12 protein-coding genes are annotated in these 21,681 nt (G+C 59.6%); 8 read left to right on the top strand and 4 right to left on the bottom strand.

The window, feature by feature from the left end:
* Positions 1-229: 229 nt before the first annotated feature.
* From M5C01_RS31535 to rtcR, 3 genes are all read right to left on the bottom strand, one after another.
* Positions 230-670, bottom strand: coding sequence for a CBS domain-containing protein (locus M5C01_RS31535; RefSeq protein WP_103495197.1), 441 nt, complete (start codon positions 668-670; stop codon positions 230-232).
* 183 nt (positions 671-853) lie between these two features.
* A complete protein-coding gene (locus tag M5C01_RS31530; RefSeq protein ID WP_178130047.1) occupies positions 854-1,609 on the bottom strand; it encodes a YkgJ family cysteine cluster protein in 756 nt (251 codons plus the stop codon).
* 123 nt (positions 1,610-1,732) lie between these two features.
* A complete protein-coding gene (rtcR, locus tag M5C01_RS31525; protein ID WP_178130046.1) occupies positions 1,733-3,334 on the bottom strand; it encodes an RNA repair transcriptional activator RtcR in 1,602 nt (533 codons plus the stop codon).
* A gap of 208 nt (positions 3,335-3,542) precedes the next feature.
* Here rtcR and M5C01_RS31520 point away from each other — a divergent pair, with 208 nt between their 5' ends.
* From M5C01_RS31520 to rtcA, 4 genes are all read left to right on the top strand, one after another.
* Positions 3,543-5,090, top strand: coding sequence for a TROVE domain-containing protein (locus M5C01_RS31520; protein WP_103495195.1), 1,548 nt, complete (start codon positions 3,543-3,545; stop codon positions 5,088-5,090).
* A gap of 180 nt (positions 5,091-5,270) precedes the next feature.
* Entirely contained in the window at positions 5,271-6,506 is a 1,236-nt protein-coding gene (locus tag M5C01_RS31515; RefSeq protein ID WP_178130043.1) for an RtcB family protein, read from the top strand.
* A gap of 22 nt (positions 6,507-6,528) precedes the next feature.
* Complete coding sequence (locus M5C01_RS31510) at positions 6,529-7,317, top strand: nucleotidyltransferase domain-containing protein (RefSeq protein ID WP_152742256.1); 789 nt, start codon at positions 6,529-6,531, stop codon at positions 7,315-7,317.
* Between the two features lie 9 nt (positions 7,318-7,326).
* Entirely contained in the window at positions 7,327-8,349 is a 1,023-nt protein-coding gene (rtcA, locus tag M5C01_RS31505; RefSeq protein ID WP_152742255.1) for an RNA 3'-terminal phosphate cyclase, read from the top strand.
* Between the two features lies 1 nt (position 8,350).
* On the opposite strand, the gene M5C01_RS31500 is transcribed toward rtcA, so the two are convergent.
* Positions 8,351-9,256 (bottom strand): AraC family transcriptional regulator, encoded by a 906-nt coding sequence (locus tag M5C01_RS31500; protein WP_152742254.1) that lies wholly within the window; start codon positions 9,254-9,256, stop codon positions 8,351-8,353.
* A 306-nt stretch (positions 9,257-9,562) separates the two neighbouring features.
* On the opposite strand from M5C01_RS31500, the gene M5C01_RS31495 reads away from it, so the two are divergent.
* The 4 genes from M5C01_RS31495 to M5C01_RS31480 all read left to right on the top strand — a co-directional run bounded on the left by M5C01_RS31495 (position 9,563) and on the right by M5C01_RS31480 (position 21,413).
* Entirely contained in the window at positions 9,563-11,263 is a 1,701-nt protein-coding gene (locus M5C01_RS31495; RefSeq protein ID WP_248764455.1) for a ShlB/FhaC/HecB family hemolysin secretion/activation protein, read from the top strand.
* 11 nt (positions 11,264-11,274) lie between these two features.
* Entirely contained in the window at positions 11,275-11,784 is a 510-nt protein-coding gene (locus M5C01_RS31490) for a toxin-activating lysine-acyltransferase (RefSeq protein ID WP_152742253.1), read from the top strand.
* A 207-nt stretch (positions 11,785-11,991) separates the two neighbouring features.
* Positions 11,992-20,562, top strand: coding sequence for a hemagglutinin repeat-containing protein (locus tag M5C01_RS31485; RefSeq protein WP_248764454.1), 8,571 nt, complete (start codon positions 11,992-11,994; stop codon positions 20,560-20,562).
* A complete protein-coding gene (locus M5C01_RS31480; RefSeq protein WP_152742251.1) occupies positions 20,559-21,413 on the top strand; it encodes a PoNe immunity protein domain-containing protein in 855 nt (284 codons plus the stop codon). The genes M5C01_RS31485 and M5C01_RS31480 overlap by 4 nt, the downstream gene beginning before the upstream one ends.
* The last annotated feature ends 268 nt before the right edge of the window (positions 21,414-21,681 follow it).

Genomic DNA, 21,681 nt, shown 5'->3' with positions numbered 1-21,681 from the left:
TTAAAACTGTAAAGGATAGACAAGGCCGCGTGTGGGCAGGGGGGGAATGTAGAGAGGCGCAGGTGGGAGTGAAGTGAAAGCGTTGTGAAAAAATCGGAAATATCGCTGGAAGCCCCGTATTAGCGGGGTTTCATAAACATTTTGACATACTTTATTGGGCGATCATTGAGGTGGCAGGAGCGAGTGGCGTCGCTCCTGCCGTGAGCCATTCCAGGGGCCGGGGCTGGCCTTACTCGCCGCGAATATATTGTTCCAGTTGGCGGATCAGGTCGGCCTGTTCGGCAATGGCCTCTTTCACCAGGTCACCGATGGACAGCAGGCCGATCAGTTGCCCGTCCTCGACCACCGGAAGATGGCGCAGATGCTTGTCGGTCATGATGCTCATGCAGGTTTCCACGTTCTGGCGTGAATCCACGCTGATCACCGGGGCATTCATGATCTCGTGGACCTTGGTGGTGACCGAACTGAGCCCGTGCAGGATCACTTTGCGGGCGTAGTCACGTTCACTGATGATGCCCACGACCTGGCCGTTTTCGAGTACCGGAAGGGCGCCGACATTTTTCGAGGCCATCAGTATCAAGGCTTCGAACACAGTATGGTCGTGGGCGATGGTATGCACGCCCTGATGCTGGCTACCCTTGAGTTTCAACAGCTCTGCGACGGTTTTCATGGACGGCTCTCTCTTGCTGTTCTTAGTGTTCTTGTTTGGGAGGGCCACACTCCATCGTGGCGCTCTTACAGAATCGTAGACGGATACCGCGAAGACGATGCGGAAAGCGGCCTGTAGAGGCTGAAAAAACGTCATTGCCCGATTTTTTGCCGCAGATGACCGTCGTTCACTGAGTCAAGCGCCTTAATCGACCGATCGCAAGGGAATAAAGCGGTAGTGTCCTGTACCCGATTGAGTGACTGCCGCGCCATGGGCGAGCAGTGCCCGGGTGCTGTTTTCATCGGCCAGATGAAAAGCCCAGTGCTGTCCAGTGGAGCTGAGCGTCCGCTCCCCGCGAATCTCGTCGATGGCCGTCATGAACGCCTGCATGTCGGGCAGGTAGGTAGCGAAGCCGTTGCCCTTGAGGGCGGTCGTGCTGATACCGAGGCGGGCACAGATGGCTGCTTTGGCGCCGATATCCTCACGGTCGGCCTGGCGCGAGCGCTCGATCAGTTCGGCCAGTTCCTGGTCGACCAGTTGCCCGCCGACGATCAGGTCCGGGCCTTGCTCCCAGGATTCGGGCGGACAGTCCTTGCGGTCCGTGCGCAACGGAATATGCGGATTGATCTCCGCCGGATAGATGCGGCAGACCAGCGGGCGCCGCTCGTAGATACCGCAGCGGTTGTCGGCATCGAGATTGCGGCACGGCCCGTTGTTGTAGGCGGCGAACGTGACGGCCAGCCAGGCCTGGGTTGTTCCGCTGGGAACCAGGATCGAACGGCGTCGGGCGTGTTCGAATTGTGCTTCGGCCACCCCGTGGCCGTTTTCCAGGAACGCTTCTACCAGCACGATCACCGTGCCGCCGTCCGCCGCCCATTGGCGGGACTCCTCGAGCGTCAACGGGACGTAATGGTCATTGCAGCATTTGCCGCAGCCCACGCAGGAAAATCGTGTGTTGATCAACTCGCCACCTCACCCAGCTCTTTTTGAACCGACGCGCAAGCGCCGGCCCCCGTGGTTGCACGGAGTTTGATCTGTGGAGGGGGCGAGTAGCTTTTTTGTTACAGGGTTGGCGAAATAAACTCAGTGGTTGGGATTCAGTTGCTTCCAGTCCAGGCCAAATCGAGCCAGGTATTTGCGCAGTCGGTCGGCGTCGTTAGGATTGGCCTTGTTCTGGCGGGAGGCGTTGAATAGTTGACGGCCGGCATCCGACAGGCTGCTGGCTCTGCGACACACGTCAATCACGGCATTGAGCTGCAAGCGATCAAACAGATCGACTTCCGGGGTGTTTTCGCCAAATAGCTGATCCAGGGCGTCTTGCGGTTCAGCCAGACCCCAGGCCCGGCGCAGGCGTTCTATTTCCTCCTCGACCTGGATTTCATCAATGCGACCGCTGTCTGCCAGGGTGGCCATTCTGGTGATCGACGCCGATAACTCTCGGAAGTTGCCGAGCCAGCTCGCTTCGCTGGAACTGGCGAATGTCAGATAGCGACGCCGTGCTTCAGCGTTGAAGCGCGCCAGATGGCCCTGTTCCCGAGCGTGGCGCTCCAGTTCGAAGTCCAGATTCGGCTCGATGTCTTCGCGCCTGCCCGCGAGGCCTGGCAGGTCGAAGGTCCACAGGTTGATTCGGGCGTACAAGTCTTCGCGAAACAGGCCTTCGGCTACACGACTGCGCAGATCCCGGTGGGTGCCGGCGATGATCAGGAAGTCGCTTTCGACTTCCTTGTCGGAACCGAGGGGGAAGAAGCGCTTTTCCTCGACGGCCTTGAGCAGCATCGCCTGCTCGTCCAGGCCCAGCTCGCCGATCTCGTCCAGGAACAACAGGCCGGTGTCGGCCGCCCGTAATAGGCCTTCGCGACTGTTTTGCGCGCCGGTGAATGCGCCCTTGATATGGCCGAACAACGCCGACATGGCGCCGTCGCCGCGCAGGGTGGCGCAGTTGACCTCGACAAACCGCCCCTGAACCTGGTGCCGGCTGCGCTTGAGTTCATAGATGCGTCGGGCGAGAAAGGACTTGCCCGCGCCGGTCGGCCCGATCAGTAGCATCGGCGCCCGTGAGCGTACAGCTACGCGCTCGATCTGCTCGATAGTGCGATTGAAGTCGGCATTGCGTGTGGCAATCCCGGACTTCAGAAATGCCAGTCCCTCAAGACGCTTGTGGGTAAAGCGTGTGGCGATCCGGTCATAACGCGACAGGTCCAGGTCGATCAGTGCGTGAGTGCCGGTGACCCGTGCTTCTTCATCCAGGCGTCGGGCGGGGGAGGTCTGGATCAGCCGCGCCGGCAGATAGCGCGCTTCGGTGAGCAGGAACCAGCAGATCTGCGCCACGTGGGTACCGGTAGTGATATGCACGAGGTACTCCTCATGCTCGGTATCGAAATGGTAGTCGGTGGTGAAGTCATGCAGCGTTGCGTATACCTCTTCGAAATCCCAGGGATTGCGCAAGGTCATGGGGTGCAGGCGCACTTCGGTTTCCGGCGATACCTGGCGAATGTCGTGGCTGACCCGTTCAGCCAGGCTTACATCCCGGGCGTCGGTGCCGTGGATCAGTTCGAAGCGGTGCACCAGCAAGTCAGGCTGCTGGCACAAGCCCACACTTGGTCGCCAGTGACCCCAGCGGTTGGCGCCCTTGCCGACGCGATCGAGAGTGGAGCCGATAAAACCGATGGTGACCGTACGCTTGATGGGCATGTTTATCTTTCAGGATAAATGACGATATAAAATAATAAATAAAAAAGGATTTTTTGTCTGGTTCAAAAAACTGTTTTTGATAGAGGTATAAAAAATTACTTATAAATCATATGTTTATAATTATTTTTGGCGGAAATAAAAAACTGGCACAGCGTCTGCAATACCTCTGGCAACAAACAAGACAGCAGAGCGAGATGCCAAGATGGCCAATACCCAACTGTTTCATGCTCGTGCCATGCCGGCAGCGTGCGACACACTGAATGCTTCCCAGGCCCCGGCGTATGCCTACACCGCTCGCCATGCCCTGGCACAGTTGGCCGTCACCGGTTGCCTGAACTCAACCTTCTATGCCAGCGCGGAAAGCCAACTGGACGAAGTCCTGAAGCGGGTGACCGAACTTGATAGCGTCTTTGTCGCCAAGGCAGCGATTTATGCCCGCCAGAAAGGGCACATGAAAGACATGCCGGCGTTGCTCCTGGCGGCCCTGGCAGCTCAACACTCGACAATGCTGCCGGTGGTGTTCGCACAGGTGGTGGACAGCGGCAAAATGTTGCGCAATTTCGTACAGATCCTGCGCAGCGGTGTCACCGGGCGCAAGTCGCTGGGCTCGCAGCCCAAGCGATTGGTACAGGAGTGGCTGAACACGGCCAGCGAGCAGCAGTTACTGCAAGCATCAGTGGGTAATCAGCCCTCGCTGGCGGATGTGCTCAAGATGGTTCATCCCAAGCCAAGTGAAGCCTGGCGCGGAGCATTCTTTGCCTGGGTCCTCGGCAAGCCCGTGGCAATCGACACCTTGCCACCGTTGACTCGCTCGCTGCTGGAGTTTCGCGGCGGTGCGACCCGGCAACTGCCTCAGGTGCCGTTCCAGTTGCTTGGCAACGAGACGCTGGACAAGCACCAGTGGGCTGCGCTGGCCATGAGCATGGGCTGGCAGGCTTTGCGGATGAACCTGAACACATTGGCTCGCCACGGTGCCTTTGAGGTCCAGGGTTGTGCCACAGCTGTTGCGGCGCGACTGGCGGACCCGGAGGCCGTGGCCAAGGCGAGGGTTTATCCATACCAGTTGCTCGCGGCCTACCAGATGACCGGCGCCGAAGTGCCGCAGGTGATCCGTGAGGCATTGCAGGATGCGTTGGAGCTGTCCCTGGGCAATGTCCCGGTGTTGCGGGGCTCGGTGGTGATCTGCCCGGATGTCTCGGGTTCGATGCACAACCCGGTCACCGGCTATCGCCAGGGGGCGACCACGGCTGTGCGTTGCATCGATGTGGCGGCACTGATCGCGGCGGCCATATTGCGCAAGACACCGGAGGCGAGGGTGATGCCGTTCGAGAACGAGGTGGTGAAGGTGCGGCTCAATCCACGGGACAGTGTGATGAGCAATGCCCAGAAGCTCGCCGCCATCGGTGGCGGGGGCACCTGTTGCTCGGCACCGCTGGCGCAGTTGGCTGATGAAAGGGCCTGGGTGGACACCTTGATTCTGGTGTCGGATAACGAGTCCTGGATGGATGAACGACGTTATGGCGCTACGGAAACGATGCGGCAATGGGAGCGTATCCGCCAGGTAAATCCGAATGCGCAGTTGATCTGTATCGACATGCAGCCCGGTGTGACCACCCAGGCACCGGACCGGCCAGACATCTTGAATGTCGGCGGTTTCAGTGACGCGGTGTTCGATGTCATCAGCCAGTTCACCGAGGGCTCCTACGGGGCGCGGCACTGGGTGAAGGTGATTGACGCCATGTCGATATGACAAGCTTTGATTGATGGTTTTACTCCGGCGAATGCCGGTGGAACTACAGTACGCCGTGGTGGTGGGTTCGATTCCCGCTTGCCGCAAGGTAATAGCTCAGTGGTCAGAGCGCGGTGCCTGTTTCACCCCTTTGTTGTCGCCGTTAACCCAGGACAAGGCCAGTGTTTTGGCCATCAGGAAATGAAGAATATGCAAGACCAGACCTACACCTTGCTCGAAGTCGCCAACGGCAAGCCGATCAAACTCTGGACCCAGGGCGTCCCGGTCGAGCCAGAGGCCCGTGAGCAACTGATGAATACGGCAAAGATGCCGTTCATCTTCAAACATATGGCGGTGATGCCGGACGTGCACCTGGGCAAGGGCTCGACCATTGGCAGTGTGATCCCCACGATGGGTGCGATCATCCCGGCGGCGGTCGGCGTTGATATTGGCTGCGGCATGATTGCCGCCTGCACCTCGCTGACCGCCAGTGATCTGCCGGACAACCTGCACGGTTTGCGTACGGCCATCGAGCGGGCAGTGCCCCATGGGCGTAGCGGTACTCGCGGCGGTCGAGATAAGGGCGCCTGGGATCATGTTCCGAGCGCGGCTGATCTGGCGTGGTCGGCGCTGGAGTCGCGGTTCAAGGCGATCACCGACAAGTATCCCAAGCTTGCGAAGAGCAATAGCCGCAGCCACCTGGGGACGCTGGGTTCAGGCAATCACTTCATCGAAGTCTGTCTGGATGAGGCGAACCGCGTCTGGTTCATGTTGCACAGCGGTTCGCGTGGCGTCGGCAACGCCATCGGCAACTTGTTCATCGAGATGGCTCGGGCCGATATGCGCGAGCATATCGCCAACCTGCCGGATCGGGACCTGGCGTACTTTGAAGAGGGCAGCCAGCATTTCGACGATTATGTCGAAGCCGTCGGCTGGGCCCAGGATTTCGCCCGGCAGAACCGTGCACTGATGATGCAGGCAGTGATCGCGGCGACACGCCAGGTGATCAGCAAGCCCTTTGATGTAGCGCTGGAGGCGGTGAACTGCCATCACAACTATGTGCAGAAGGAGCGGCACTTCGGTGAAGAGGTTCTGGTGACCCGCAAGGGGGCGGTGTCGGCGAAGAAGGGCGAACTGGGGATCATTCCAGGTTCCATGGGGGCCAAGAGCTTCATTGTGCGCGGGCTGGGCAACGAAGAGTCGTTTTGCTCCTGCAGCCATGGCGCCGGACGGACGATGAGCCGCACCCGGGCCAAGCAACTGTTCACCGTCGAGGACCAGATCCGGGCAACGGCCCACGTGGAGTGCCGCAAGGACGCGGCGGTGATCGATGAGATTCCGATGGCCTACAAGGACATTGACCAGGTCATGCACGCCCAGCGCGAGTTGGTGGAAGTGCTGCACACCTTGCGGCAGGTGGTGTGTGTAAAGGGATAGAGCGGATTAAAAGGAAATAAAGATGGAACATGCAGAACGTCACCCGCTGGATAGCGCCATGCGCGCCCGGGTGCTGGAGGAGCTTGCGCGGATAGAGCGCGAGCGCAACGTCAAGGTGCTGTATGCCTGCGAGTCCGGTAGCCGTGCCTGGGGCTTTTCGTCGACGGACAGTGATTACGATGTGCGGTTTGTCTATGTGGAAAAACCGGACTGGTTCATCCAGGTCAGTGAGGCTCGGGATGTGATCGAGCGGCCCTTGGACGACGAGCTGGATGTCAGCGGCTGGGAGCTGCGCAAGACCCTCGGGTTGTTGCGCAAGTCCAACCCGACCTTGCTCGAATGGCTCGACTCGCCCTTGGTGTATCACAGCGAAGAGGTCGCGACCCGGTCGTTGCGTGAACTGGCTGAAGCGTTCTATAGCCCGCCAGCCGCGCGCAATCACTACCTGTCGATGGCCAGGAAAAACTTCCGCGGCTACTTGCAAGGCGAGACAGTGCGTTTCAAGAAATATTTCTACGTGCTGCGACCTTTGTTGGCGGTGCGCTGGATCGACATGGGATTGGGTCGCCCGCCCATGACGTTCGATGCCCTGCTCAAGACCGTCGACGATCCGCTGTTGCTGGAGGAGGTTGATGAGTTACTGCGGCTTAAGCGCAGTGCGGATGAATCCGCCTACGGCCCTCGGCGTCCGGCGCTGCACGGGTTTATCGAAACACAATTGGAGCGTCCGGTACCGGTATTGCCGCGTACCACTGAAGACAGTCAACGGCTGGATCGCTACCTGAGGGAAATGGTTTACAGCTATGCATGAAGGAAGGATATGGAAAGGGATGTGATTGGCCTGGATGGCGCCATGGGAGGCGGGCAGGTATTGCGTAGCGGGCTGAGTCTGTCGATGGTGACGGGGCGGGCGCTGCGGATCGGCAATATTCGGGCAAAGCGCAGCCGTCCCGGTTTGATGCGCCAACACCTGGCGGCGGTGCTGGCATCCGCCGAGGTGTGTGGGGCGAAGGTGGAGGGCGCGCAACTCGGTTCGCAAAGCCTGTATTTCGAGCCGGGTCCGATTCGTGGTGGGGATTTTCGCTTCGCTATCGGTACGGCAGGGAGCTGCACGTTGGTGCTGCAAACTTTGTTGCCTGCTTTATTGCAGGCACCCGCGCCGAGTCGTGTGGTTATTACGGGCGGCACCCATAATCCATTGGCACCGCCGTTCGAGTTTCTCGAGCGTGCCTGGTTGCCTCTGTTGCGGCGGATGGAGGCGAAGGTCGAGCTGCAGCTCTCGCGCCACGGTTTTGTGCCAGCTGGCGGCGGCGAACTGGAGGCCTTTATCCAGCCTTCGTCGTTGAAGGCTTTGCAGCTGAATGAGCGCGGGGTTGTGCTTGCACGCGAAGCCTGCGTATTACTCAGCGGGGTTGCCGAATCCGTGGCCGAGCGCGAGTTGGCCAGGGTTGGCAGTCGCCTGGACTTTCCGGGTGAATCGCGTCGTACAGTGCTGATCGATCCGGCTGAAGGTCCTGGCAACGCGCTGTTGCTGGAATACCGCTGTGAGCAGGTGACCGAGGTGTTCAGCGCATTCGGGCAAGCCCGCTTGCGGGCCGAGGCCGTGGCGGACGAAGCGGTTGAGTCTGCCAGACGCTGGTTGAACAGCAGCGCCGCGGTAGGCGAACACCTGGCCGATCAGTTGCTGTTGCCCATGGCCCTGGCCGGTGGCGGGCGTTTCACTACGCCCGGCATGACCGAGCATCTGCACAGCAATATTCGCGTGATCGAGAGTTTTCTGCCGCTGAGGATTACCTGTACGACAGCGGCGGACGGGGTGTTGCACGTCGAGTGTCGCGCCTGATTCAGGATTCTTGCCGCCGGCGCCGAAACTGCCCCGGTGGCAGGCCCTGGGTGGCCTTGAAACGGCGTGAAAAGTAGGCCTCGTCGGCAAAACCACACAGTTGCGCAATCTGGCTCACCGGCTTTTCGCTGTTGAGCAGGTGCGTGCGCGCCAGGCGCATGCGGCGTTCCAGGACCAGCTCCGAGAAGGTGCTGCCGGTTTCCTTGCGCAGCAAGTGGGTCAGGTAGTTGGGCGACAGAAAGGCCGCCTCGGCGGTGTCCTTGAGGTTCAGCGCCGGGTCGGCGATATGCTCGCGCAGATAACTCGAGACCCGCGCCAGTGCATCCCGTCGGCCGCGTCGTGCCGCCTTGTTCGCCGACAGGGCCTGCAACTCGTCTGCATACAGGCTGCAGATCTTGCCGGTCAGTTGCAGCAGGCAGCCCTTGAGCGCCTGGCGGGTGCCAAGATCGCGACCCTGATCCAGCTCGCGCATCTTTTCCAGCAGGAGCAGGACTTCGGCGAAGTCATGGTCGGCGAGGATAAAATCCAGGTGCTCCTGATGCTGGAACGGTGACAGCTGCGGCAGGTCATGGATGGAGAGGTCCTCCAGGTCCAGCGGGTCGCAATGCAGGTGCGGCAGGAAAAACGCCTGGGAAAAGTTGATCAGGACAAAATTGCCGTCTTCCGGGTGCGGGATCAGGTGCAGGCGATGGGGCAGGATAAACGCCAGGGCCTGGCGCGGATAAGGCCGGATAGCGCCGCCGATGTGCTGCACGGTGTCGCCGCCCAGGTTGATCTGGATCTGGAAGTAGTCATGTCGGTGCGGGGTGACGATGGCCGGGCGCGCCTGTTTGTCACGGATATAGAAGTCCGGGCGGTCGCTGCGTTGCTGCATGCCATAGGTGCGCACACGGGAGGAACTCGACATCGACACTGTCCTTGAACTGAACCGGATGCGGACATTCTAAGGGGCGAAGGAGGGCTTTGCGACGCCACGGGTGGATTTTGGCTTGTGCTGGTTTGTCGACGCCGGTTCTTTTGTTTCTCTGGGGCGCGGAACTTTTCTGAGTTGATGTATCTAATTGTTTCTGGTTTGTCGGTTTTTCATTACAGCTGTTCGACAAGGCGCTGATTAACGGCGCGTTGCAGGAAGTTTTATTCTCAGGGATGTGTTGTGTTTTTCAAGCCTCGTTTGTGTGCCCGGTTGCGTGCCTGCGTGACCGGTCGGTCAGTTTTGCAACATTCGTTCTACCCCTTCGCAATCATCAGCCTGTCCGCCAGCCTCACGGCCATGGCGGCCGAGCCGGTGGCACCGGAACAACCGTTGCTGCGCCAGCAAGAGCGCGAACGGGTCCTGCGTGAGCAGCTCGACTCCTCCCCTGACGTACGCCTCAAGGCTTCCGCCGATGATGGCCAGGGCCTGCTGCCGGCCCATGAAGCGCCCTGCTTCACCATTCGCCATATTGTGCTCGAAGGCGAGGATTCGGCGGCTTTCCAGTGGGCCCTGCGTGCCGCCAACCCGGCGTCTGATCCCGCACTAGGTCGTTGCCTGGGTGCCGCGGGCATCAACCTGACCATGAAGCGCATACAGAACCTGATCATTGCGCGGGGCTTCGTCACCACGCGGGTGCTGGCCGCGCCTCAGGACCTGAGCCAGGGGACGCTTTCCCTGGTACTGATTCCGGGACGCATCAAACATATCCGGTTTGCCGACGGCACCCCGTCGCGGGCGACACTGTGGAACGCCATGCCCGCCCAACCCGGTGAGCTGCTGAACCTGCGGGATATTGAACAGGCGCTGGAGAACTTCAAACGGGTGCCCACGGCCGAGGCCGACGTGCAGATCACGCCGGCAACCGACACCGACGCCAAACCGGGTGAAAGCGATGTGGTGATCCTCTGGAAGCAAGCTTCCATTGCGCGCGTGAGCCTGTCGATGGACGACTCGGGCAGCAAGGACACCGGCAGGTATCAGGGCAACGTCGCGTTGTCGCTGGACAATCCGCTGAGTCTCAATGACCTGTTCTATGCCAGTTTCAGCCACAACCTGGGCGGTGGCAAAAGTGGTGATCGCGGTTCCGAAGGGCACACCCTGTACTACTCGCTGCCGTACGACTACTGGCAACTGGGGCTGACCTCCAGCGAGTACGACTATCACCAGACCGTGGCCGGGAACAATCAGAGTTATGACTATCAGGGTCACAGTAACAACAACGAACTGAAACTTTCTCGACTGCTCTACCGTGACGCCGTGCGCAAGACGTCGGCCTGGGTCAGTGGCTGGACGCGGACTTCCAGCAATTACATCGATGACACCGAAATTGAAGTGCAGCGCCGGCGCATGGCCGGGTGGCAGATGGGGCTGGATCATCGCGAGTTCATTGGCAGCAACACCCTGGATCTGGGCTTGAGCTATCGACGCGGTACCGGGGCGTTCCATGCCTTGCGCGCACCGGAAGAAGACCTCGACGAGGGGACTTCACGGTCGAAGATCATCAGCGCCAGCGCTCAACTGCAAAGCCCATTCCGTATCGGGACACAGCAATTTCGCTATATCGGCGCCTGGCGTAGCCAATGGAACCGCTCGCCGCTGGTGGCCCAGGATCGCTTCTCCATCGGGGGGCGCTACAGCGTCCGCGGGTTCGATGGCGAACAGATCCTCTCCGCCGAACGGGGCTGGACCTTGCGCAATGACCTGGGCTGGTTTGTCTTCCAGAACAGCCAGGAACTCTATCTCGGCGTCGATTATGGCGAGGTCGGCGGACACTCCGCCCAGTACCTGTCCGGGAATCGACTCGCCGGTGCGGTGGTCGGTATGCGCGGTGGCTACAAGCAGGTGTCCTACGACCTGTTCCTTGGCCAACCACTTATGAAACCCAAGAACTTTGAGACGGCCGATGTGACTGCTGGCTTCAATCTCAGCTGGTCATTTTGACGGAGGCAGATATGCGTTTTGGCAGTCTTGAAATCCTTGCACCCCAACTGTTCGACGAACCCTGGAACGAAGCGAGCGTGCTCGGCTCCGCCGTCTGGCTGTGGATGCACTCGGCGGCCCATCGCGATGCGCCGTTGCATAGCTTGTCGGCGCTGCTGCTGCCGGCGATCAAGCAGCGCCAGTTCATGCTCGCCAGCGAGCAAGGCAGGCCGGTGTTCTATATGGCGTGGATGAACCTCAGTGCCGAGGCCGAACAGCGCTATCTGCACAACCCGCCGGTGTGCATGCCGGAGGCCGACTGGAACAGTGGCGAACGTCTTTGGATCAGCGACTGGGTCGCGCCTTTCGGGCATACCAGGCAGCTATCGAAATTGCTGCACAGCCGTCTCTGGGCGCAACGCTTCGGCCGTCACCTGGGGCATCGGGGCGATGAGCGTGGCTTGAGTATCAAGACTTGGCAGGGCATCGGTGTCCTGCCTGCCGAAGCGCGTGCCTGGTTCGCCACCCACCCGCTGCCTTAGGTCTCACAACCCGCAGCTTTTTATCTTGATATCTGGCGCCTCTACGGATTGGCGCAGCTCAAAAGGAATTGGAACATTAACAAGCATCTGTATCGGATCATTTTCAACAAGGCGCGCGGCCTGTTGATGGTGGTGGCCGAAAATGTGAGCAGTGGCTCGAAATCAGCTGGCGGTCATGTGGCAGGCGCAGCGCCTGGCGTCGGCTGCGTGGTACGACTGACACCCCTGCGTTTTGCCTTGATGGCGGCGCTCGGCCTGATCCTGCTGGACGCCTCGTCGGCCCAGGCGGCGGTGGTCGCCGACCCCGGCGCACCTGCCGCGCAGCAGCCGGGCATCGGGGTGACCGGGAACGGCGTCACCCAGGTCAATATCACCGCGCCCAGCGCGGGCGGTGTGTCGCGCAATACCTATCAACAGTTCGATGTCGATCGGCGTGGTGTGATCCTCAATAACTCGGCGACCAACAGTCAGACCCAGCTTGGCGGTTGGGTGGATGGCAACCCGGCGCTGGGCAGGGGCACGGCGCGGGTGATCCTCAACGAGGTCAACTCGAGCAATCCGAGCCAGCTCAACGGTTATGTCGAAGTGGCCGGCTCCCGGGCTCAGGTGGTGATCGCCAACCCATCCGGGATCAGTTGTGACGGCTGTGGATTCATCAACGCCAATCGCGCGACCCTCACCACCGGCAAGGCGCAGCTCGAGAACGGCGAGTTGCGCGGCTATCAGGTCACCGGCGGCAAGGTCTCCATCAACGGTGCCGGGATGGATACCCGCGACAGCGACTACACCGAAATCATCGCGCGCACCGTCGAGGTCAATGCCGGTATCTGGGCCAAGGACTTGAGTATCCAGGCCGGCAAGACCGCCGCCGACAACAGCACTGCGGCTGTACCCGTGGTCGGCATCGATGTCGCGCAACTGGGCGGCATGTATGCGGGCAAGATCGTCCTGGTGGGCAATGGCGCCGGTGTCGGGGTGCGCAATGCCGGGCAGATCGGCGCCAGTGCCGGCGAGGTGGTGATCCGTGCCGATGGACGTCTGGAAAACAGCGGACAGATCAGCAGCGCCGGTTCGACGCAGGTCGAGACAGGTAGCGGAGTCCAGAACAGTGGCACGCTGTACGCCAAGGGCGATCTGACGCTCAAGACCACGGCCGATATCGACAACAGCGGTATCGTCGCCGCCCAGGGCAATACCCGGGTGACGGCCGTGAACCTGCGCAGCACCAGTGGTTCGACCCTGGCTGCCGGGATCGACAGCAGTGGCAAGCTGGGCCAGACCGGCTCATTGACCCTGGAAGCTTCGGGCCAGCTCAGCGCCAAGGGGCAGAATATCGCCGCTGAAAGCCTGCAGGCTCAGGCGGCGGCCGTCGACCTGAGTGACAGCCAGACCTCCGCCGCCCAACTGACACTCACCAGCGGGCAGGGCGATATCGACGTCAGCCGGGCCCGCGTGTCCGCGAAGGGCACGCTGACCGCCACCGCAGCGAAGGTATTGCGCACCGATGGCGCCACAGTCAGTGCGGCTCAAGTAGGGATCAAGGCCGCTCAGTTGTCCAACGTGAAAGGCGAAATCCTGCAGAGCGGCCTGTCACTCGCGAGCATCGATTTGCAGGGGGCACTGGATAACAGCCAAGGTGTGATCGCCAGCCAGGGCGCACTGAAAATCACTGCCGCCTCGCTGAGCAACTACCAGGGCAGTATCGGTTCGGTGAAGTCGAACCTGACACTGACGGCCACGGACGGTTTGCTGGACAACAGTAACGGTCACCTTCAGGCGCTGCAATCGATCGCGCTGGTCTCGGGCCAGTTGCTCAACACCGCTGGTTTCGTCGGTGCCGGGCAGGCCCTGGACATCACGGCGGGGAGCATCGGCAATGGCGGCGCTGGGCAACTCCAGAGCGGTACCGATGCGACAATCGCGGCAACCAGCCTCGACAATCACGGCGGGCGCATCGAAGCACTGGGTAACCTCAAGTTCACTATCGATGGCAAGCTCGATAACAGCAGCGGCCTGATTCGCACCGGTGCCGATCTGTTGTTGACCGCGGGGCAGATCGACAACGCCGGCACCCAGGGCCTGGATCAAGGCATTGAAGGGCGCACCATCAGCCTCAACGCCGATCAGTTGGGCAACCAGGTCGGCTCGATCATTGCCGATCAGGCCTTGACCGTGACCGGCAGCGGCGTGCTGGACAACCAGTCCGGGAAGATCTCGGCCGGTACCCAGTTTCTGCTGACCGACCGTAACCTGGCGGCTAAAACCCAAAGCGTGAGCAACCAGGGCGGCACCTTGGTCGCGGGGCGCTCGTTGACGCTCAACAGCGCCAGCTATACCGGCAACGGTCGGGCCTTGAGCCTGGGTGATCTGTCCTTCACCCTCAATGGCGATTACCTCAATACCGGCCTGCTGCAGGCCAACGGCAATCTGACCCTGGCCACCACGGGGGGACTGAGTAACCAGGGCAGCTTGCAGGCGGGTAACCTGCTGACGCTGTCGGCCCGGCAAATCGATAACGCAGCCGCCGCTGAGATCAGCGCCTTGCAGGTACAACTGAGTGCCAGCGAGTCGCTGGTCAACCGCGGCCTGATCGACGGCCAGTACACTCGGCTGAGCGCGCCGACCTTGAGCAACCTGGGCACCGGACGAATCTACGGTGACCAGCTGGCGCTGGCGGCGGGCACATTGACCAATACCGTCGAAAACGGTACGGCGGCGGTGATCGCCGCTCGTGTGAGCCTGGATATCGGTGCGCAATACCTGAACAACAGCGAACATGGCCTGATCTTCAGCACCGGTGACATGGCCATCGGCGGGGCGCTGGATAGCGCCTACCATGCGACCGGTCAGGCCCTCGAACTCAATAACGCGAGTGCGACCATCGAGGCCCTCGGTGCCCTGACGTTGAACGCAGCCTCGGTGCGCAACACCAACGAACACTTCTCGACACGTGAAGTCGAGGTCTCGCGCCAGGCGCTGCAACAGTATCAACTGACGGGCTCGGTCAATCGCTACGATCCGAATCAGATTTCGACCTATAACAACGAAGTCGACATTCTGGTGACCCCCGAAGGCAGTAATGACGACTGGAACCGCTACGACCTGACCCGCGTCGTGACCCAAACCCAGATTGCCAGTTCCGATCCCGGGCAGATACTCGCCGGCGCCAATCTGACGATCAACGCCGGCCAGGTCCTCAACGACAAGAGCCGGATCATCGCCGGTGGCGTGTTGCAAACCAACGCCAACAGCCTGACCAACACCGAGGTCGCCGGACAGCAGGTCACCACGGACAGCGGCGCACTCGAACACTTCTATCGCATCCAGCGCAAAGGCCGCGACCGCCAGGGGATCGACTCTACCGCCTACAACCCGGCGCCCAGCGTGCAGGCTATTTCCTTGCAGCCGACGGTCTATGAACAGAACACCGCGCCTCAAGGCAGTGGCCCCCAGGTTGCAAGCCTGAACCTTGGGGCGCTGGGCGCTACCGAGGTGTCCAGCCGCACGATCCAAGCGCCAAGCCTCACGCCGATCAGCGAAGTATTGGCCAACGCCACCAACAATGTCGGTGGCGTAGCTGAGCGTATTCTCACCGGCGGGGTGAACAGCGCCTTGCCGGACAACGCGCTGTTTCGTTCGATGCCCGGCAGCACCTCTCGTTATCTGATCGAAACCGATCCGCGCTTCACCAACTATGGCCAGTGGCTGTCCTCGGACTACATGCTCGGCCGGCTGAACCTGGACCCGGCGGCGACCCAGCAACGCATGGGTGATGGTTTCTATGAGCAGAAATTGATTCGCGAGCAGGTGGCGCAACTGACCGGTCGCCGTTTTGTCGACGGTTATGCCAGTGACGAAGCGCAGTATCGCGGCCTGATCGACAACGCCGTCACCTACGCGAATAACTGGAAGCTGATTCCCGGTGTCGCCCTGACCGCGCAACAAATGGCCCAGTTGACCAGCGATATCGTCTGGCTGGTGGCCAAGGATGTCACCCTGGCCAATGGCGAAGTCCGCAGTGTGCTGGTGCCGCAGGTCTATGTGCGGGTCCGTGACGGCGACATCAACGGCGCGGGCGGCTTGATGGCCGGGCAGCAACTGAACCTGAACGTGACGGGCAATCTGGTCAACAGCGCGAGCTTGTCGGGACGGCAAGTGGTCTCGATCAAGGCGGACACGCTCAATAACCTGGAAGGGCGTATTCAAGGCAGCGCCGTCAGCCTTGACGCGACGCAGGACCTGAACAACCTCGGTGGCCGGATTGCCGCCGACAAGAGCCTGATGGTCAGCGCCGGGCGTGATCTGAATGTGCAGTCCAGCACGCTCACCACCCACAGCGCGCAGGGTAGCCAGACCAATCTTTCGCGGGTCGCCGGCCTGTTCGTTTCCGATCCGGCGGCCAACCTGATGGCCACCGCCGGACGTGATATCAACCTGCAGGGCGCGCAAGTGGTCAATAGCGGCAGCGCGGGCGTCACCAGTCTGTCCGCCGGTCGTGACCTGAACCTGACAACGGTCATCGAGAGCCGCGACCAGAGCAACCACTGGAACGCGGACAACTGGCGCACCGAAGCGAGCCGCAACGAGAGTGGCAGCAGCCTGCAGACCCAGGGTGACCTGGGTCTGCGCGCCGGCAACGACATCAATGCGCGTGCCGCCAGCCTCAGCAGCACCGCCGGTACCGTGATTGCCCAGGCTGTGCGGGACGTCAACCTGACGGCCGGCGAGAACATGCGCAGCGCCGACGAAGCGCACAAGGTCAAAGGCAGCAATGGCTTCCTTTCCAGCAAAACCACGACCACCCGCGACTCCGTCACTGAAACCACCGCCCAGGGCTCGCACCTCGATGCGCAGCAACTGGCGGTCCAGGCTGGACGCAACCTGGTGGTTCAGGGCAGCGAAGTGATCGCGGAGAAAGGTGCGGCTCAGCTTCTGGCGGGTAACGATCTTTCGATTGTCGCCGCTGTCGACAGCACGCAGACGCGCCACGACAAAGACAGCAACAGCCGCAGCCTGGGTGGATTCAAGGCCAGTAAAGTGACCGACAAGGTCAGCGAAAGCCGGACCACGGCGGTCGGCAGCCTGGTCTCCGGCAACAGTGTCGACGTCCGCGCCGGACAGGATGGCCTGGTGCGCGGCTCGTCGCTGGTGAGCACGGCGGACCTCTCGGTGAGCGCGGGGCGTGACCTGCAGATCGATGCGGCGCAAAACACCTTCACCCGCAACGAACTGCACAAGGAAAAGAACCACGACTTCACCGGCGTGCTGACGGGGAACAAGCTGGGCCTCGATGACATGACCGGCAATCAGCACCTGTCCATCAGCAGCCAGAACCATACCGGCCAGTCCTCGGAAACCACCTTGACCGGCAGCACCCTCGGTTCCAGTGCCGGCAATGTGTCGCTCAGCGCCGGTCGTGCGCTTGGCGTGACCGCCAGTGACCTGGTCAGTACCCAGAGCATGAGCCTGACCGGTGCCAACGTGACCATCGCCGCCGGTATGGAAAGCGCGAGTCAGAGCAGCACCGACGAGAGCCGCAGCCTGGCGGTGGGGCGCGTGCTGGGCGGCACGGTGGTTGATAGCTACAACACCATTCGCAGCGCGATACAAGCCGCGAACAGCGCGGACGATCCTCGACTCAAGGCGGTGAAGTGGGCGCAGGCGGCGTTGGCGGGTTACAACCTGGGAGGGGCATCGTCGGATGCCTACGATGGTCGATCGGGCTATTCCAACAAGACGGGCAGTGCTAACAGCAATGGTTCGTTGATCAAGATAGGCACCGAGCTGGCGAGCACCCACACCACCAGCACCAGCGAGTATGACAGCCAGACGGCCAAGCAAAGTTCGCTCACGGCCGGTAAAACCCTGACGATCATCGCCGATGGCAGCGTGCCGGGGACGGCAGGCGATATTCATATCATCGGCAGTGGCATGAAAGCGGCCGATACGCTGTTGCTGGCGAAGAACAACATCACCCTGGAAAGCGCGCAGGACACCGCGAACTGGGCCAACGACAGCAATAACGACAAAACCGCGATCGGTGCCAGTTTCAATATCGGTGAGCAGAATGGTTTCACCCTCGACCTGGGGGCGTCCATCGCCAAGAGCATGGGCACTGGCGGTTCGGTAACCCAGGTCAACAGTACCCTGGATACCGGCTCGCTGGTCCTGCGCAGTGGACAGGACACCACCCTGGCTGGCGCGCAGGTCCGGGCGCAGAGCATCAAGGCGGATATCGGCGGCAATCTCAGTATCACCTCGCGTCAGGACAGCGAGACCCAGAAGAGCGAGCAGGGCAGTGCCGGCTTCGGTGCGAGTATTTGTATTCCACCGTTCTGCTACGGCTCGATGGTGACGGCTTCCGCCAGCTTGGCGGCGGGCAACATGAACAGTAACTACAAGGCCGTGACGGATCAGAGCGGGCTGTTCGCGGGAGCGGGTGGTTACAACATTCATGTGGGTGACAAGACCACGCTGCAAGGCGCGGTGATTGCCAGTGAGGCGTCTGCGGACAAGAACCTGCTCGATACGAATCGGTTGATTGTCAGCGACATCAAGAACACCAGCGATATCAAGAGTCAGTCGGCTGGCATGTCGTTGTCCTACGGCGGCAACTCCGGGTCGACGGTGGGGGGCAGCGTTCCGCTGTCGCTCAGTGACTCGGATCACAGCAAAACTCGCAGTGCTGTCAGCGAAGGCACGATAGTCGTGCGTAGTGCTGAGGGTGCGAATGATCTGGTCGGGCTTAACCGTGATACCGCGAACGCCAATCAAAAGTTGGACAAGCCAGATCAGAAGGCGATGCAGGAGCGCATCGACCTTATTCAAAGCACTGTGCAATTGTCCACCGGCATCGTAAACGCGGTTGCCAAAGCCAAGTCGGATGCCGCGAATAAACTGGCAAAAGAGGCGGAAGAGTCGAAAGGGGTCATGTCGGATGCGCAGCTAGCGGCCACGAATGCAGCTGCGAAGGCGGCTGCGGCAGATGCGGCCAGTTGGAATATTGGTGGCGACAAGCGAATCATGGCCGATATCGCCACGGGCTTGCTCGCTGCGGGGTTGGGCGGTGCGGGCGGGGCGACGGCGGTGGGTATCGTGGCCAATACCACGGCGGCGGATACCTTCAATAAAATCGGCGATTTTGCGGATGCGCAGAAACGCACTGCAAAAGACGACGCGACTAGAGCCGCCTGGGCTGAAGGCGGTGCTGCTCGGGTGCTGTTGCATGCATTGGCAGGCGCAGCGATGGGGCTGTCGAGTGGCAGTGTCGCGAGTGGCGCTTTGGGGGCCGGCACCTCGGCGGCTTTGATGCCGGCTATTGCTGATGCCTTGGGTAAAAGTGGAATCAAAGACAAGGAGCAGAATACTTTGGCTACCTTGATCTCGACGGGATTGGGAGGGGTTGCAGGGAGCGGTGGGGGACTAAGCGGAATAGTTGTTGGTGGAAATAGTGGTTCACGAGTAGATACTAATAACCGACAACTACACCCGGATGAAATAAAATTTGCCTCTGACGATGATCGGGTAAAGCGTTATGCCGAACAGCAGGGCATTTCCGTTGATGAGGCTCGTACTCAGCTTTTACGAACCGCTGCGGCATTGGTAGACCGGGGTTGGAACAGCGTGTTGAGTGTGGGTGAAGGGAATACAGTAGAGGCTGCCAGCTTCCTGCGTTTGGAGCTTTCACAGACACAAAATACGGGGCTTTTCCAGGTGAGCCTGGCGGACTATAACAATGAAAAGCTTGGCCTTAAAGAGCTGTTCAAGGACCGGGATTCAGTAAAGGCACTGGTGGACCATATCGGGCTGGTGGATCCTTATAAGTATCAACATGATCCCCAGTATCAGGCTGAGGTGCTCAACGCGAAGGGCCAAGGCAGCGCGGAAGGATTTGCTGCGGCTATGGAGGGAATGGCTAGCTCTGGTTCCAAAGCTGCGCTTTGGGCGATGAGTGCAGCTAATTGTCCGAGTTGCGCAGGTCAGGACATTTTGGCAGCGTATGATGCCGTTCAGAGCTTGCCTGAGGAGCTTCGACTCAAAGGGTATCTAGATACCTTGCATATCATGCAGGGAGGTGGGGTAGATGTCTTCAGGGGAAATGAAGCTATTGCTACCTCGACCGGTATTGGCATTGGATTGAGCTTGAAAGGTGGTGAAGTTGCGATAGCCGGAACCAAGTTGACTGGTGAGGTGGCCGAGGCTGTTGGGGCGAGGCTGGGCGGGATACTCGACGATACGGCCGAACAAGCGCTAATCAGAAGTGGTGGTATGTATGGTTTAGATGGAAGGCCAATGCTGGATTTGAAGCAGCTGACGAACGAGCAAAAGGGGGTGATGGGGGATTTGTTTGGAGCTGATACGGTTCAGAAAGTGATTCCCGATGGTGAGAAACTGGCACGTATTCCAGGTGTCGGAGAAACTGGGATTGATGATCTGTATAAAGTCAATCGCTCGGGTGTGGATTATGTAATTGTAGAGTATAAATTTGTAGGTGATGACAAGAAATCTGGCAGCTCTGGTCTTGGCAGCACATTGGATGGAAAACAAGGCTCTGAAAACTGGATCACTGGTGGCGATCGTCTCGAACGCTCTGTCGGTCTTGATCAAAGTCGAGACATTTTTGCATCTATCAGTACAAATAGGACTGAAACCTGGGTTGTGAGAACGCGTCCCGATGGCGCCACGGAAATTGAAGTGCTTGATTCGCTTGGTAAAGCGAAGGCAGTGGATACATCTAAGATACTACCATCAATGGTTTTTTCGGGAGGTAAGCCATGATTCGTGCTCCGATAGGGGATTCACAATACTGGAGCGTTCGACACAACAAGGACCTAGAATGGATTGCTAGGGTGAATAAAATAATGAGTGAACCGTCTGCAAATCCGGTTTACGCACCTCAGTTTGCTTTTCAATATGCCAAAGATAATTTACGTTTTATGATCAGTGGTTACTCTCGGGGGGCTGGGGTCGATAGTCTGGCTCAGTATTTTCCAAATTTGCTTGACGCTTGGGAGTTGTCCAATCAGTTATCGGAAAAGATTTGCGCTGAGCAAAATTTAGAGAGTTGCCGAGACTGGATTTTTGACCTGTCTGACCTTAATCATTACAACTGGTGTTTCTGGTTGGTGGGGTTGGCTTTGGTGCTGGAGATTTCGGACGAGCTGTGGCTGCGTTTGGTGAGCTTGGTCGGTGAGGGAGGGCAGGACCAGTTACTTGATCGTATAATTTCTAGCCGTCAGTCAGGGCGAGCTATTGGGTCTGGTCTTTTACATGCTAAACCTTATGCTCGACTACTAAAAGCTATTGACGCTCCGAAGATGGAGCAGGCCGGTTTGCTGTTAGAGTTTGTCGAGCACTGGTATCCGGAATTGAATCGCCGAGGTGAAAATCAACTTTGGTGGTATGTATTTGGTGATTCAAAAAAAAATCCGTTAGAAATGGGGAGTTACTTCGGGCGTTGGTGTTTTGAGGCGGTAGCTGCGGTTAAGGCATTCGGTTTAGATGACACTCAATGCCTAGGCCATGAACAATACCCAGGCGACCTGATGCATCCAAGTGACTCTAGCTCTTGCATATCTCAGGTAGAACCAAAAAAAGGATGGCTATCAAGATTGTTGGGTAAAGTGTAAATGAAAAAAGGAGTGGCTTCTCACTGCTGCTGGTTAGGTGCAAAAGGAAACGGGTGATTTGGTCTGCTCCTGAGATACCCTTGTCTGGCGGCAAGTATTTTTTAATAGTGTACATGGAGTGTTCATGAAAAAAACGTCACTGCTAATGTTGAGCCTGATTCTGATATTGCCTGGGTGTAAATCCAATCTCAGAGACTCTTCCCCCAGTTTGCTCAAGGACGGTATCCAACTGCGCCAGAACAAAGTGACTGTCGATGCGCAGCACGCA

The sequence above is a fragment of the Pseudomonas sp. MWU12-2319 genome (assembly GCF_023242525.1).
GTDB lineage: Bacteria > Pseudomonadota > Gammaproteobacteria > Pseudomonadales > Pseudomonadaceae > Aquipseudomonas > Aquipseudomonas gingeri_D.
This window is presented reverse-complemented; position numbering and strand designations above follow the sequence as displayed.

What these genes read in the sequence shown, in the direction of transcription:
- M5C01_RS31535 (WP_103495197.1), bottom strand. Translation starts at nt 670, where the DNA reads ATGAAAACCGTCGCAGAGCTGTTGAAACTCAAGGGTAGCCAGCATCAG.
- M5C01_RS31520 (WP_103495195.1), top strand. Translation starts at nt 3,543, where the DNA reads ATGGCCAATACCCAACTGTTTCATGCTCGTGCCATGCCGGCAGCGTGC.
- M5C01_RS31515 (WP_178130043.1), top strand. Translation starts at nt 5,271, where the DNA reads ATGAAGAATATGCAAGACCAGACCTACACCTTGCTCGAAGTCGCCAAC.
- M5C01_RS31510 (WP_152742256.1), top strand. Translation starts at nt 6,529, where the DNA reads ATGGAACATGCAGAACGTCACCCGCTGGATAGCGCCATGCGCGCCCGG.
- rtcA (WP_152742255.1), top strand. Translation starts at nt 7,327, where the DNA reads ATGGAAAGGGATGTGATTGGCCTGGATGGCGCCATGGGAGGCGGGCAG.
- M5C01_RS31500 (WP_152742254.1), bottom strand. Translation starts at nt 9,256, where the DNA reads ATGTCGAGTTCCTCCCGTGTGCGCACCTATGGCATGCAGCAACGCAGC.
- M5C01_RS31490 (WP_152742253.1), top strand. Translation starts at nt 11,275, where the DNA reads ATGCGTTTTGGCAGTCTTGAAATCCTTGCACCCCAACTGTTCGACGAA.
- M5C01_RS31480 (WP_152742251.1), top strand. Translation starts at nt 20,559, where the DNA reads ATGATTCGTGCTCCGATAGGGGATTCACAATACTGGAGCGTTCGACAC.